15 protein-coding genes are annotated in these 14289 nt (G+C 31.1%); 12 read left to right on the top strand and 3 right to left on the bottom strand.

The features are described from left to right. Positions 1 to 19 precede the first annotated feature (19 nt). The 5 genes from H8K90_RS00975 (at position 20) to H8K90_RS16930 (ending at position 5352) form a co-directional block, all read left to right on the top strand. Positions 20 to 2233 carry a CocE/NonD family hydrolase gene (locus tag H8K90_RS00975; RefSeq protein WP_222611297.1) on the top strand — a complete coding sequence of 738 codons (2214 nt, stop codon included), beginning with the start codon at positions 20 to 22 and terminating at the stop codon, positions 2231 to 2233. 161 nt (positions 2234 to 2394) lie between these two features. Further along, a complete protein-coding gene (locus H8K90_RS00970; protein ID WP_186844074.1) occupies positions 2395 to 3774 on the top strand; it encodes a serine hydrolase in 1380 nt (459 codons plus the stop codon). A gap of 1 nt (position 3775) precedes the next feature. After that, positions 3776 to 4246 carry a hypothetical protein gene (locus H8K90_RS00965; RefSeq protein WP_186844073.1) on the top strand — a complete coding sequence of 157 codons (471 nt, stop codon included), beginning with the start codon at positions 3776 to 3778 and terminating at the stop codon, positions 4244 to 4246. Continuing rightward, positions 4239 to 4814, top strand: a complete 576-nt coding sequence (locus H8K90_RS00960; protein ID WP_186844072.1) for a helix-turn-helix domain-containing protein — start codon at positions 4239 to 4241, stop codon at positions 4812 to 4814. The genes H8K90_RS00965 and H8K90_RS00960 overlap by 8 nt, the downstream gene beginning before the upstream one ends. 58 nt (positions 4815 to 4872) lie before the next feature. Next, positions 4873 to 5352, top strand: coding sequence for a zinc ribbon domain-containing protein (locus tag H8K90_RS16930; protein WP_246457469.1), 480 nt, complete (start codon positions 4873 to 4875; stop codon positions 5350 to 5352). Here the strand turns inward: H8K90_RS16930 and H8K90_RS00950 are convergent. Further along, a complete protein-coding gene (locus H8K90_RS00950) occupies positions 5349 to 6437 on the bottom strand; it encodes a serine hydrolase domain-containing protein (RefSeq protein WP_100818301.1) in 1089 nt (362 codons plus the stop codon). The genes H8K90_RS16930 and H8K90_RS00950 overlap by 4 nt on opposite strands. A 230-nt stretch (positions 6438 to 6667) precedes the next feature. On the opposite strand from H8K90_RS00950, the gene H8K90_RS00945 reads away from it, so the two are divergent. The 6 genes from H8K90_RS00945 (at position 6668) to H8K90_RS00920 (ending at position 11587) form a co-directional block, all read left to right on the top strand. Next, positions 6668 to 7621 (top strand): sensor histidine kinase, encoded by a 954-nt coding sequence (locus H8K90_RS00945; RefSeq protein ID WP_052823525.1) that lies wholly within the window; start codon positions 6668 to 6670, stop codon positions 7619 to 7621. Then, positions 7618 to 8316 carry a LytR/AlgR family response regulator transcription factor gene (locus H8K90_RS00940; RefSeq protein WP_044633815.1) on the top strand — a complete coding sequence of 233 codons (699 nt, stop codon included), beginning with the start codon at positions 7618 to 7620 and terminating at the stop codon, positions 8314 to 8316. The genes H8K90_RS00945 and H8K90_RS00940 overlap by 4 nt, the downstream gene beginning before the upstream one ends. A 65-nt stretch (positions 8317 to 8381) precedes the next feature. Beyond that, the gene (locus H8K90_RS00935; RefSeq protein WP_186844071.1) at positions 8382 to 8873 is read left to right on the top strand and encodes an RNA polymerase sigma factor; all 492 of its coding nucleotides are present in this window, start codon (positions 8382 to 8384) and stop codon (positions 8871 to 8873) included. Then, complete coding sequence (locus H8K90_RS00930; RefSeq protein WP_186844070.1) at positions 8857 to 9513, top strand: hypothetical protein; 657 nt, start codon at positions 8857 to 8859, stop codon at positions 9511 to 9513. The genes H8K90_RS00935 and H8K90_RS00930 overlap by 17 nt, the downstream gene beginning before the upstream one ends. A gap of 102 nt (positions 9514 to 9615) precedes the next feature. After that, a complete protein-coding gene (locus H8K90_RS00925) occupies positions 9616 to 10068 on the top strand; it encodes a hypothetical protein (protein WP_186844069.1) in 453 nt (150 codons plus the stop codon). Between the two features lie 121 nt (positions 10069 to 10189). Beyond that, on the top strand, positions 10190 to 11587 hold the full coding sequence (locus H8K90_RS00920; protein WP_186844068.1) for an alpha/beta hydrolase family protein: 1398 nt from the start codon (positions 10190 to 10192) through the stop codon (positions 11585 to 11587). Positions 11588 to 11699: 112 nt separating this feature from the next. On the opposite strand, the gene H8K90_RS00915 is transcribed toward H8K90_RS00920, so the two are convergent. Together H8K90_RS00915 and H8K90_RS00910 are read right to left on the bottom strand one after the other, a co-directional pair. Next, positions 11700 to 12401 (bottom strand): LytR/AlgR family response regulator transcription factor, encoded by a 702-nt coding sequence (locus H8K90_RS00915; protein ID WP_186844067.1) that lies wholly within the window; start codon positions 12399 to 12401, stop codon positions 11700 to 11702. Next, positions 12398 to 13192, bottom strand: coding sequence for a sensor histidine kinase (locus tag H8K90_RS00910; RefSeq protein ID WP_186844066.1), 795 nt, complete (start codon positions 13190 to 13192; stop codon positions 12398 to 12400). Before H8K90_RS00910 ends, H8K90_RS00915 begins: the two co-directional genes overlap by 4 nt. A 208-nt stretch (positions 13193 to 13400) precedes the next feature. Between H8K90_RS00910 and H8K90_RS00905 the strand changes: the two genes are divergently transcribed. Next, complete coding sequence (locus H8K90_RS00905; protein ID WP_186844065.1) at positions 13401 to 14288, top strand: ABC transporter ATP-binding protein; 888 nt, start codon at positions 13401 to 13403, stop codon at positions 14286 to 14288. The last annotated feature ends 1 nt before the right edge of the window (position 14289 follow it).

Here is a 14289-nt window from a genome sequence, read left to right as displayed (position 1 = left end):
AATTTTCAAACGTAAAACAATGAAAAAATTAGTCCTGATATTATTTTTAATCTCAATTAGCGTTACTTCTTTTGCACAAGAATTGCCATTTAAAAAGGTGAAACTATCAGATTCAGTAGCGCTTGAAAACCAAATGCAGCAATTAGCAATACAATGTGACATTCAAAGTCTATCAGCAATAGACCAGTTTAAGTTCCAGTTAATAAGAGGTGAATATAAAGACGCCTTAACTTCAATAAAAAAAAGAATAGCAGAAACACCAAGAGATCAAAGTCAGTATTTAGATGTCTACAAGTATTATGTAGAGGCAAAGCTTTCTACGAACTTTAAAGATGCGTTTAAAAACTCTTACAGCAAATACATAAAGAATTCTGATGACATACAAGTTATTAACTTAGATAAGGCTCTGATAGTTAGAGATCCTACAGATTATTATGTGAGTAAATTTAATAATACGTATACTAGTATTAAATCAGAAAAAATAACACAGGCAACAGCTACGGATTTAGTAAAAAAATATTTTTTAAGCACTGTATTTTCATCAACTAGAGTTATTTATTTTGATGAAATTAAACAAGATCATAAACGCAGATATGTCATAAATGATAGTATCGTCATTCCTATGAAAGATGGTGCCGAAGTTTCAATGGTAGTAGTTAAACGCAAGGGAAATTCAACAGCTAAAAAATCTGCCATACTAGTGTCTTCTATTTACGCAGGCACCAATGAGGCCTCTGCCATGTTATCAGCTTCCAAAGGCTATATTGGCGTGATTGCCAATACAAGAGGAAAAAGATTGAGTCATAGCGACATAAAACCACTTGAATATGAACATACTGATGTGTATGAAGTCATTGATTGGATTAGTAAACAAGCTTGGTCTAATCAAAAAGTAGCCATGTTTGGAGGTAGTTACAATGGTTTTACACAATGGGCTTCTATGAAACACAATGTGCATCCTGCATTAAAAACCATTGTACCCATGGTTGCTATTGCACCAGGAATTGACTACCCCATGGAAAATAATGTCCTACACAATTATTCGTATTCCTGGAATTTTTATGTCACCAATAACAAGTTTTTAGATTTTGAAGCTTCAAATAATTTTAATCGTTGGAATAACTTAAAAAACACCTGGTACAAAACAGGCATTGCGTTTAACAAGTTAGATAGTTTAGATGGACAGACAAATACATTATGGAACACCTATATGCAACATCCTAGTTATGATGATTTCTGGAAAAAAATGATTCCATACAAGCAAGAATTTGCAAAAATTGACATTCCGATTTTAACCATAACAGGGTATTATGATGACTCACAAGGAGGAGCCATGTATTATTTCAATGAGCATTATAAATACGCAAAAAATCCGAATCATTATTTGTTAGTTGGGCCTTATGACCATTGGACTGCACAAACGAAACCCGAAGAAAGTCTAAGAAATTACAAATTAGACAAAGCTGCTTTAATACATATTGAAGAAGATCTAATTTATCAATGGTTTGATTATATTTTAAACGGAAAAGCAAAACCGAGTATTTTAAAAGATAAAGTCAACTTCCAAGTCATGGGTACGAATACCTGGATGCACAAACCAAGTTTAAGCGCCATGACCAATGATACTTTAACATTTCATTTAAGTGCTGATAAAACCAACGATTTTTATGCCTTAAAATCAAAAGCAAATAATTTAGAGATTCAAATGTCTGTTGATTTTAAGGATCGAAAGAGTATGACTAACACAGAGTATTATCCTTGGCCTTTGGAACGTGACCAAATCAATTTAAAAGATGGTTTAATTTTTAATTCTGAAGCGCTAAAGGAAGATGTAATTATAAATGGCTCTTTTTTAGGGAATCTTGAATTTTCAATAAATAAAAAAGATGTTGATTATTCTGTAATCGTATATGAATTGACTCCAGAAGGGAACTATTTTCATTTAAGCTATTATATTGGTAGAGCGAGCTATGCTAAAGATAGAGAACAAAGAAATTTATTGATACCGAATCAAAAGACGAAAGTGTCTTTCGACAATTCGAAACTAATCAGTAAAAAATTAGAAAAAGGGAGTCGCATTGTAGTGGTGGTTAATGTCAATAAAAACAATAATGCTCAAATTAATTATGGTACTGGAAAGGATGTTAATAAAGAAAGTATTAAAGATGCTGAAATTCCATTAGAGATAATTTTTACAGGAAACAGCAGTATTTCTTTGCCAATTTGGAACTGATTTCAATAACTGTTAGAATCTCATCTCTTAAGTAAAATAAAGTTTAAATGTGCCTTTATTTAAAGGAATAAGCGCAGATGTCATAAAGATGTCATAAGCTTGGCGCAAGTGCCAGTAAGGTTTGTATTTAATTTTGTCCCATGAACATTAAATACAAATCAATGAATAATTTTTTTACAACACTCACTTTTCTTTTCATTACATATTTTAGCGTTAGTCAGAGCTATGAATCAAAAATAGATTCCATAGTTGCTATAAGTTACAATCAAAACGAGCCTGGTATTTCAATTCTGGTAGCAAAAGAAGGAGCATCTATTTATAGTAAATCTTTTGGAAAAGCTAATTTAGAATTAAATACACCTTTACAAAAGAGTAGTGTATTTCAGATTGGTTCAATTACAAAACAATTTACCGCAGTTTCAATTTTAATGCTAGCAGAGCAAGGCAAACTGAATATTGAGGATAATATTGGAAAATACATTCCTGAATATGTCGAGATTGGAAAAGATATTACCATTCACAATCTATTGAATCATACTTCGGGAATAAAAAACAGAACACCTGTTGGTGACAAGGGTTTTATTTCTAAAACTAATATGTCACCTACAGAACTTATTGCATATTTTAAAGATGAACCTTTGGAGTTTAAACCAGGAGAGCGTTTTAAATACAGCAATGCCGGCTATATTATACTAGGGCGAATTATTGAAATCGTTTCTGGACAACCTTACAGTGATTTTATAGAACAACATATTTTTGATAAAATAGGAATGAAGAATTCATCCTGTGGAGATACGAAACAAGGTATTCCAAACCCTACTAAGGGTTATATCATTGAACAAAATGATTTTGTAAAATCAGATGATATCAATTTGTCTTTAGCATATTCCGCGGGAGCTATTTTATCTACCACAGAGGATCTTTTAAAATGGCAAAATGCATTACTTTCAAACACACTTTTAAAAGCTTCTAGTATAAAACAAGCTATGACACCAACCTCATTAAACAGTGGGAAAAGAGTACCTTATGGATATGGTTTTCGATTTTCGAAATTGGGGAATTCTCCTGTAATTGCCCACACAGGAAGTACGAAGGGGTTTACCAGTATTGCGCTGTTTTTACCTAAAGAGAAACTGTATATAACTGCATTAACCAACTGTAATTGTAAGAATGTAAATAACGTGGCGAAACAAGTTGCTGAATTATTTGTAAGTATACCAGATGATAAAATAACAGAGGCTAAGCATAATCAACCTGAGAGAAAATCAATTAATGTACCTTCTGAAATATTAAGTGACTATACAGGTACTTACGAGGTTAAACCAAATGTAAACCTTACTATAGGATTGGATAACACAAATCAATTATACTTATTAGCTCCAGGTCAAACTAAAAAGGTTGAATTATTTGCTGAAACTCAAAATCATTTTTTTGTAAAAATTGTAGATGCAGAAATCACGTTTAATAAAAATGAAGCGAATAATGTTATTAGCTTAACGATGAATCAATCTGGTCGTAAAATTATCGCAAAAAAGAATTAGGATGAAAAACAAGGAAAAAACATCTTTACAGCAAGCCATTTATTATGGTAAAGCACCCATCATAATTGCATTAATTTTAACTCCAGTTAGATATGGTTTAGAATTATTGGGATTGCCTGAAAATGCTATTTTTATTATCGGGCTACTTTGGCTTACCTTAGGGATTGCTATATATCTAGGTATTAAATTAGGTAATCAAAAACAAGCTTACAAGATTCTTTTATTAAGCTTACTTATTTACTCACCTATTTCAAGGATTCCAGTTGCTATACTTTGGTGGGTAGATACAAAATGGGAAATTGGCACTCATTATGGATTATATTATGATAATTTTGGGCAAGCGCTATTAAATCATGTGATTTATGGGTCGTTAGTTCAATTGGTTCCTGGATTTTTATTAGGAATAGTAACCATAACAATAATGAGGTACAGAAAAACTTTAACTAAAAACAAACCTTTAGAAAATGGATAATAACTATTTAGCTTTAAGAGTAAAAGAATTGAGAAACCAGAAAGGGATGTCACAAGAATTTCTAGCAGAAGAATCTGGTTTAAGTTTACGAACTATTCAACGCATCGAAAAAGGGGAATCAAACCCTACAGGTGAGTCATTGAAGCGATTAGCCAATGCCTTAAATGTAAGTCCAGATGAGTTGATAGATTGGTCCGTAAAAGAAGATAAAAAGTATTTAACGTATCTCAATCTCTCTGCACTGTTATTTCTGGTCTTTCCATTGCTAGGGGTTTTAATTCCATTTATACTTTGGACATCAAAAAAAGGTAAGATAAAAAATAGTAATAAGTTGGGTAAAGATTTAATCAATTTCGAAATCACGTGGACCATTCTGTTATTTTTTATCCCAATAGTATTGTTCACCATATCAAAAATTGGACTCACAGACCAAATAACGTTAAGTACATTTTTTATGGTTATTGGCTTTTTGTATGTCGCCAATTTAATTTTAATATTGATCAACACACTGAGAATAAACAATGAAAAAGAGGTGATATATAGTCCTCGATTTAAGTTTTTAAAATAAAAGGCAATGAATATCATCGTTAACAGCCATATAGTATCAACTCAAAAAATATAAAACTATGAAATACAAATGTCCGAAGTGTGATAATACCACTTATGAAATTGGAGAAATGAAAGCCACAGGTGGTACGTTGTCGAAAATATTTGTTACCAAACATATAAAGCAAACTATGAGAACTTTTACATTTGTGATTTTATGTATTCTTCTTTTTGGAGCACAAACGACGTTCGGACAGAATAAAACGGATATTATAATTGGAAGTCAGTTCATTATTAAATCTAGTATTTTAAATGAAGAAAGAACTTGTTTAATAAGTATTCCTGATTCATATAATGATTCAACTGAAGTGGCGAAAAAATATCCAATTATCATATTATTGGATGGATATACTCATTTTAAAACAGCATCTGGAATAGTACATTTTATGAGTTCCAATAGATACCGAAACAATTTAATGCCAGAAAGTATTATTATAGCCATAAAAAATGTTGACCGTGAACGAGATTTTACCGTTACAAAAATTAAGACATTAAATTAATTACTTCCATGCCATTTTGCCCAATCTTGCAGGTTTCCAAATAAAACGTTTTTTCCATTAGAGCCGTTGGTAAGGATAATAATACCTGATTTTGATTCAAAATCGAGCATAAAACCAGATTGCCATCCTTCATTAGAACCACCATGACCAGATAATGTAAAATCCCCAAAACGATTCATAATCATATAACCCATTCCGTAATTCCCTTTGGATAGTTCGGTAGGTTTTATCAAAAGAGCAATGCTTTCTTCTGACAAAACAGGATTTTTTGAAAATGATGCTTTTGCAAAAAGAATAAGATCATCTATTGTTGTATGCAAACCTGCTGCTGCTTGCGCATTAAAAAGGCGTAATGGGATTTCATTTCCTTCTTCATCATAGGCCTTTGCAGAATTTTTTAAAACCTTTTTACTAATATTAAAACTTGTTTGTTTCATTTTTAAAGGCTTAAAAATATGTTCTTTCATGTAATCCGCAAAAGATTTCCCACTAACGTCTTCAATAACTAATTGCAATATAGAATAACCACCACCTGAATATTTCCATTTGCTTTCTGGTTCCATAACGAGTTCTACTTTCTCATCTAGATTAGTAGTTCCGGATAACGATGCATCAATTGAAGTTAATTCATCTTTAGTTTCATAACCGTTGTAACCATGAACAGACAAACCTGCAGTATGTTGCAATAGATTCCTGATAGTTACTTTATCTGAATCAAATTCACTAGATGGTAATTTCCAATTCAAAAGATATTTTGAAGCTGGAGCATCTAAATTAAGTTTTTGGTCTTCTACCAATTTCATAATTCCCCAAGCTGTAAACATTTTTGATATAGAACCAATATTAAAGCCTGTTTTACTATTTACAATCTCGTTTTCTGATACATCAGAAAACCCATATTCTTTTTTAATAATAACGTCGCCATTTTTAATAATAGCCAATGCCAATCCAGGTACTTTATTGTCTTGCAATGCCTTTGGTGTAGTTTCATTTAAAGTTTTTAATAGTTCTTTCTCAGAACTCGTTTGAGCATTTACAAATAAGGTTGATAATGCGATTGTAATAATTGTAATTAAAGTTTTCATATGTATTTAGTTTTAAATTCGATGTAAACCTAGAGCTGAATATTCGTTAATTAGAACTATTTTGATGAAGCTAGCGTATCAAATGGTAATCAGCTCATTATGATATTTAAAGTACCTTTATCATTAAATTTGATACGTTTACAATATGAAAAGAGACGTTCATAAAATAAAAGCTGTAACCTTGAATATGCAATATAGATTTGTGTCAAAATCATAAATAAATTAAAATCATGACACATAAAAAACTTTATAAAGCAGCAGCAGTTCTATCTGTAATCATTATTATTTTGATGCTAATCTTAAGAAACGCTCAAAGCGAAATATTCGCAGTGCTTTCAAGTTCATTGGGTTTAGTAGTCTTTTACACCCTTTTGAATTATCTCTTTCAAACTGAAAAAATAAAATTTGGGACTTCTAACCTTCGATTAAAATATCTCTTTTTAGGAATAAGTATTCCGCTTTTAATATTTGCTATTGATGCTACTACAGATTTAGATGGAGGCTTTCTAAAGAATAGCGTAAGAATTCTTTTAGCAATTGCAGTTGCTTATTTAATTTTCTATTGGACCTACGAATACCGAAAAAGTATTCAAAAACTTAAAAAGGATAAATTAGAAGCCGAATTGATGCTATTAAAAAATCAAATAAATCCTCATTTTTTCTTTAACACACTTAACAATTTGTATGCCTTAATAAAAAAGGATGCTGATGCAGCTCAAGACTATGTCCTAAAATTATCAGATTTAATGCGATTCACTATTTACGATAGCGGAAAGGAAAACGTGCAGTTAAAAGATGAAATAGATTATTTAATAAATTTTATTGATTTACAAACTGCCAGATACCATAAAGACATTGATGTGAATTTTGAAAAATCAATTAAAAATCCAGAAACAAAAGTGGCACCTTTGTTATTCATTATCTTGCTAGAAAATGCTTTTAAACATGGCATTGAAAAAGCAACAGATAATGCATTTGTTCATTTACAACTTATTGAAGATGAAAATAAAATAAGTTTCACAGTTAAAAACAATTATGATGCTGAAGAATCATCAGAAGACAAAGGTATTGGGCTCAAAAATTTAAAAGATCGCTTAAATTTATTATATCCAAACACACATCAATTGTATAATAAAATTGAAGAAAACACCTATTCAACAACATTAGATATATATAAGAAATGATAAAATATATAATTGTAGACGACGAAACTGCCTCTCATGATAATATTAAAGATTATGCGAGTAATTTGTCTTATCTATCATTCCAAAAAAGTTGTTATAATGCTTTTGAAGCCCTAGACTATTTAAATAAGCATTCTATTGATCTTATTTTTTTAGATATAAATATGCCAAAGCTTTCTGGTTTAGAGTTTTTAAAAACACTTTCTAATCCGCCAAAAATTATCATTACTACAGCCTACAAGGAATTTGCCTTAGAAGGTTATGAATTGAATATTGACGATTATTTATTAAAACCATTTAATTTCAGTCGTTTTGTAAAATCTGTTAGTAAAGTTTCCGATGCATTATCAATTAAAGCCAGCCCAATACAAAATACGGAAACCATAGAAGACACTAAGATTTTTATAAAGGAAGATAAAAAATACTACCAGATAAAGTTAAAGGACATTCTGTTTTTAGAAGCCTATGGAAACTATGTAAAGATTAATATGGTTGATAAAGTGATTGTTTCTCATCAAACGCTAACATCCTTTACACATAATTTACCAGAGACACAATTTATAAGGATTCACAAATCTTTTATTATCTCAATAGATAAAATAGAATTAATTGAAGGTAATAGAATACATCTAAGGAATCACAAAATTCCAATAGGAAAAATGTATAAGCTTAATGTAAATCGATTAATAAAATAAAATCAATTTTGACATTAACCTGTAATAATTCCTAATTTAAGCCACCAACCAATAAAACAACACTATTGAGTAGCGATTTTTACAACACATCCATTTTACCATTCGCAGGAATAATTATCAAATTATGTCGAGCTTACACCAGTTCACAACAAGATTTTGAAGACTATTACCAAGAAGTGTGTTTACAAATCTGGAGGAGTAAGGACAATTTTCGCGAAGAATCGCAATGGAGCACTTGGGTGTATCGCATTTCATTAAACGTCTGTTTAACCTTACTTAAGAAAAAGAAAAACAATGTTCAGCATTTTGTGTCTGATTCTATAACTGCTGAAGAAACCGAAAACAACTACGCGTTTTCAGACGAATCTCTAAATTTATTATATGATGCCATAAGAAAACTATCGGAAATAGATAGAGCCGTTATCATGCTTTATTTGGAAGAAAAATCGCAAAAGGAAATTGCTGAAATTATAGGAACGAACCCAAATAATATTGGTGTACGTGTTAAAAGAATTAAAACTAGATTAAAAAAATTATTAGATGGAAAAATCAATTGAAAACATTTGGAAAGAAGGTTTTCTCAAGAGCGACGCACTAGTAGTCCCAAAAATAAACAATCTTTACAACCAAAAATCAATTCATATCATTGATAAATTTAAAAGAATGTTTAAAATAAATTTGATTGCCATTGTGGCATTCTCGTTTGCTTTTTTAGTCGTCTCTTTCATTATAGGAATTCCCATAACAGGTATCATATTTTTTGTTACTCTTTCAGTTCTTGTTGTTATTAATAAGAGGTTATTAAACGATTTAGAGAAAATCGATATAGGTATTAGCAGTTATCAATACTTAAAAGCATTTAACCAATGGATAAACAAACAGGTATCTATCAACAAGAGATTTTCAAGGTTTTTGTATCCAATTATATTCATGTCATTGGTTTTAGGCTTTTGGTTTAAAGATGCCGAAGGCATGCCTTTAGGTGAAAGACTTGTAAATGAAATACTTGTTGGTTTTCCAGATACCTATTTAATATTTGGAATCCCACTCATCGGAATTGTTATCGTGGCAGTCATCTTGGTTTTGCTATTCCTTGTTGGAGGTCGAATTTATAAATGGGATTTAAACATCGTTTATGGAAGACTATTCAAAAAACTAGAAGAATTGATGACAGATATAGAAAGTTTAAGAAGCTAAACACCTGAATATAAGGTGTTTTAGTGTGATTTTTTAAAATAAATAAATTTTTGGTGTAATATTTTTTGGTTTGGGCCACTAACCAAGAAAACAGTAAAAATTATGACACTATTAAATGCAATTAACTTTTTTGAAAGTTTAAAAACTGAATCCTCTAAAAAATCTGAAATTAAGATTTATACTCAATTTATTGAGATTCTTAAAAAATTAGAAAATAGAGCATTCACCGCTAATGAAATTCATTCTATAGAAATGGAACTGGATAGCTTAAAACTAAACTCAAATCCAGACAATAGAAAAAAAATCTTTAAAAACGCACTGAGTAAATTTGAGACCTATTTAAAGGACACCTTTTCCTTGACTTCTCAAGGATACTATACAAACCTGAGTGTAACTTTAGGAATGTTATTCGGAGTTATAGCTGGAATTCTAATAGGTGAGCGTTTTGAAAGGTCTTTAGGGATTTCCGTTGGCATTTGTATGGGACTATTTATTGGCGCATTAATAGGTCGCCGTAAGGATGCTCAAGCTAAAGAAGCTGGAAACGTGCTCTAAAGTAAATCTAACTAAATCTCTCTTCAAATAGCTTCGATTACTAAATTAGTAATACTATTTTTTAATACCACAAGGCTAACGAAAATTTGGCCTAGACATCACCAATCAAAATTTAACGAACATGAAAACATTAACAATTATCATACTTTTAAATTTACTCGCCATTACTAGTGCACGTTCTCAAGATATTTCAGGACATTGGAACGGAACAACCAAAAGAGGCGATAAAGAAATCACTTTTGTTTTTAATATAAAACAAGAAAACGCTACGTATTCAACTACTATGGATGTTCCAACGTTTAGAATTGCTGGCATCAAACCATCAGCTACAACTTTTACAAATGGAAAGCTAATTATTGATGGCTCTAATGTTGGAATGAACTATACAGGAGTTTTTAATACTGAAGCACAACAATTTGAAGGTATTTACAAGGAAGGTGGCATAGAAATGGTCCTAAACTTAAAAAAAGGAACTATAAAAATAGAGGATTCGAAACGGCCGCAGGAACCTGTAAAACCCTACCCTTATTATGAAGAAGAAGTCATTTTTAAAAATAATGAAGCCAACATAACATTAGCAGGTACTTTAACCTTACCCAATAAAAACGGAAAATTTCCAGTAGTAATTTTAATTAGCGGAAGTGGTCCACAAGACAGAGATGAAAGTTTTATGGGACACAAACCTTTTTTAGTATTATCAGATTATTTAACAAGACAAGGCATTGGCGTATTGCGTTTTGATGATCGTGGAGTTGGAGAATCTACAGGAAATTTTGGTAAAGCAACCACAGAAGATTTTTCCAAAGACGTTTTGAGTGCCATCGCATACTTAAAAACTAGAAACGATGTAGATATTAAAAATATAGGTTTGATTGGTCATAGTGAAGGTGGTATTATCGCACCTCTAGCGGCTAACAACTCTAAAGATGTCGCTTTTATGGTGTTATTAGCTTCTACCGGAATTTCGGGAACAGAACTATCTGTAATGCAATCTAAAACATTGAGAGAATTTCCTGTTAAAGATGAGGTGGCTTATGAAAAAAACACAAGAAAAGCGATTGCAATTGTAATCTCTAATAAGAGTAAAACAGAAATTAAAATCGAATTGACAACTCATTATAATGAGTTTTTAAGACCCATTTTAACATCATTAAACGTACCAGAAAAGAATATCAATGCATTTATAGAAAACCAACTTAAAACAAGTATACAACCTTGGTCACGCTATTTTTTACAATACAATCCTGCTGATGAAATTGAAAAATTACAAATTCCAGTGTTGTCATTAAATGGCAGTAAAGACACGCAAGTAAATGCAAAAATTAATCAAGAAGCTATAAGACAAGCACTAATCAAAGGCCAGAATAAAAATTATAAAATAGTGGAATTAGAAAACTTAAACCACTTCTTTCAGGAGTGTGAAACTGGAAAGATGGATGAATATAGAAAAATAGAACAAACATTTTCCCCAACAGCATTGAACGAAATAAAAAAATGGGTAATAGAACATCTGAAATAAGATATAAAATACTTGTAGTAACCTCTTGAGTAATTCATTGCTAGTACTCACCTACTCATGAAAATCCTTACGAATTTTCAGACTAGATTATATATTGACATGGCAATAGCAATTACCTCAATAATTGATTAATGTTTGTTTTATATAGCTTGCCAATAGGTACAACATGATCGCCCATATAAATTCTATTTCCTTCTACTCTAAAGATGTGCTTTTTTGCAACCGCAAATGATTTATGAACTTGTATGAAATCATTATCAGAAAGCAGTTCTATGGTATCCGATATTTTTTCTCGAATGCTGATAGTACTAGTACTCGTAACAACTTTGGTATAATTGCCTGAGGCTTCAATAAATAGAATATCATCTACATCTACCTGAATATGACTATTATTCTGTTTTAAAAAAATATGTTGTCCTTCAGGTTTTATAGTCTCTTTACTTTCTTTTCTTATTGTACTGGTATCAGAAGAGGTCACTTTATTAATAGCACTCAAAAAGCGTTCAAAACTAAACGGTTTTAACAAGTAATCAACAACGTTTAATTCGTAGCCTTCAATCGCAAATTCACTATACGCAGTGGTTACAATAACTTTTGGTGGAGATGATAAGGTTTTTAAAAATTGAAATCCTTTTAATTTAGGCATATTCAAATCTAAAAAAATGAGATCTATATCATGTTTGCTTAAGTAGTCAATAGCTTCTATAGCATCATAACAATCTGCTTTGAATTCTAAATTTGGTAGCATATCACAATAGCCTTTTATAATATCGTGTGCAATATGTTCGTCGTCTATAATGATATATGTAATCATAAGCCCTTAATATTCAATGTAGCGTTATAGATGGTATCTGTTTTGGAAATTGTTAAGGTATGCTTTTTTGGATATACCAATTCTAATCGTCGTTTTAGGTTTTTTAATCCAATTCCTGTTTCAGGGTTATCTTGTGTTTCATCAAAATTGTTTTCTATTTCAAAGGTCAATTCACTATTATGCGCTGTTAATGTGATATGAACATAAGCATTTTCTCTTAAATTTTCCACACCATGCTTAAAGGCATTTTCTAAAAGAATAATGAAAAGAAGTGGCATAATCTCATAATTAGTGTCGTTTGTTTCAATATTGAATTGTATATCAATCGCTTTATGATAACGCATTTTATGAAGTTCAATATAATTCTCGAGATAAGCTATTTCTTCAGACAGTAAAACCCTGTCTTTTTCGCCATCATAAATACTATAGCGCATCATATCAGAAAGTTTTAGAATGAGCTCTTGAGCTTTCTTAGAATCCTTATCCACTAATCCATAAAGGTTATTAAGCATATTAAAAAAGAAATGTGGATTCACTTGACTCTTTAAATGCATTAATTCTGTTTTTACTTTTTCATTCTTCAATCTTATTAGTGATTTGATTTGTTTAAATAGCCAATGTGCAATGGTAATAAACACAAGGATAAAGTACAATGCAATAAATTCTACAAACCCTTCTAGTTTTCCAAAAGTGTCATTAAAAATGACGATGGCTAAGCCTATAATAACCAGCGCTATTTTATATAACCGCTTGATAGTTTTCCTTTTTCTTTCTGGTATTTTAAAATTCATAATTCAATATTAATTAAATAAAACACCTCAGACAAATAAGTTGACAAACAGTATCTCATCAGTGACAAACAATCCTAAATGTGTTTTGAGGTGTCTTTATACCTTAAAAAAATGTGTTTGTCACTAATGCATGTGTTTGTGTCACTAACACTTTTTAAAGGCTAAAAACGCTTATATGTTTGTCTCAATCAATCAAAAAATGAACAGTATGGAACTCAGAATTGACAATCTATCAAAAACGTATTCAAACGGGATTAAAGCTTTACAAAACATTTCACTTGATATACCAAAAGGGATGTTTGGTCTATTAGGCCCAAATGGTGCAGGCAAGTCTACGTTAATGCGAACTATTGCAACACTGCAAGAAGCCGATTCTGGTTCCATTGTTCTTGGAGACATCGATGTCTTACAACAAAAAAATGAATTGCGACAGGTATTAGGGTATTTGCCGCAACAATTTGGCTTGTATCCAAAAATATCGGCAGAAGTATTACTCAATCATTTCGCAGTGCTTAAAGGCATCACCAATAAAAACGAACGTAAAGAATTAGTGAAAGCACTTTTGTATAAAACCAATTTATATGACGTGCGACAACAAAATCTGAAAGGGTTTTCTGGTGGGATGAAGCAACGATTTGGCATTGCACAAGCCTTACTTAACAATCCGAAGTTACTTATTGTAGATGAACCAACAGCAGGATTGGATCCTGTAGAACGCAATCGCTTTTACAATGTTTTAAGCGAGCTCGGAGAACATACTGTGGTTATTTTATCTACCCATATTGTTGACGATGTCAAAGAACTCTGCACAAATATGGCCATTATTAATCAAGGTCAAGTATGCTTAAAAGGGCAGCCGTTGCAGATACTAGAAGGCCTAAAAGATAAAGTCTATAAAAAAACAATCGAGAAATCAGAATTGAACCTATATAAAGAAAATTATCAGGTCATCAGTGAACGATTATTTCTTGGTAAACCAACCATTCATATAATAAGCGAGATCAATCCTGGAGATGGATTTACAGCCATTAATGCAGAATTAGAAGATGTGTATTTCTCAGAAATTTTCAATAGAACTAAAACTAAATCTATTTAAT

The organism is Winogradskyella echinorum, assembly GCF_014297365.1.
In the GTDB taxonomy this organism is placed as follows: domain Bacteria; phylum Bacteroidota; class Bacteroidia; order Flavobacteriales; family Flavobacteriaceae; genus Winogradskyella; species Winogradskyella echinorum.
The sequence above is the reverse complement of the archived record's forward strand: the minus strand, read 5'-3'. Positions and strand labels throughout refer to the sequence as shown.

Coding starts and splice junctions, on each gene's coding strand:
- H8K90_RS00975 (WP_222611297.1), top strand. CDS start 20: ATGAAAAAATTAGTCCTGATATTATTTTTAATCTCAATTAGCGTTACT.
- H8K90_RS00970 (WP_186844074.1), top strand. CDS start 2,395: ATGAATAATTTTTTTACAACACTCACTTTTCTTTTCATTACATATTTT.
- H8K90_RS00965 (WP_186844073.1), top strand. CDS start 3,776: ATGAAAAACAAGGAAAAAACATCTTTACAGCAAGCCATTTATTATGGT.
- H8K90_RS00960 (WP_186844072.1), top strand. CDS start 4,239: ATGGATAATAACTATTTAGCTTTAAGAGTAAAAGAATTGAGAAACCAG.
- H8K90_RS16930 (WP_246457469.1), top strand. CDS start 4,873: ATGAAATACAAATGTCCGAAGTGTGATAATACCACTTATGAAATTGGA.
- H8K90_RS00950 (WP_100818301.1), bottom strand. CDS start 6,437: ATGAAAACTTTAATTACAATTATTACAATCGCATTATCAACCTTATTT.
- H8K90_RS00945 (WP_052823525.1), top strand. CDS start 6,668: ATGACACATAAAAAACTTTATAAAGCAGCAGCAGTTCTATCTGTAATC.
- H8K90_RS00940 (WP_044633815.1), top strand. CDS start 7,618: ATGATAAAATATATAATTGTAGACGACGAAACTGCCTCTCATGATAAT.
- H8K90_RS00930 (WP_186844070.1), top strand. CDS start 8,857: ATGGAAAAATCAATTGAAAACATTTGGAAAGAAGGTTTTCTCAAGAGC.
- H8K90_RS00925 (WP_186844069.1), top strand. CDS start 9,616: ATGACACTATTAAATGCAATTAACTTTTTTGAAAGTTTAAAAACTGAA.
- H8K90_RS00920 (WP_186844068.1), top strand. CDS start 10,190: ATGAAAACATTAACAATTATCATACTTTTAAATTTACTCGCCATTACT.
- H8K90_RS00915 (WP_186844067.1), bottom strand. CDS start 12,401: ATGATTACATATATCATTATAGACGACGAACATATTGCACACGATATT.
- H8K90_RS00910 (WP_186844066.1), bottom strand. CDS start 13,192: ATGAATTTTAAAATACCAGAAAGAAAAAGGAAAACTATCAAGCGGTTA.
- H8K90_RS00905 (WP_186844065.1), top strand. CDS start 13,401: ATGGAACTCAGAATTGACAATCTATCAAAAACGTATTCAAACGGGATT.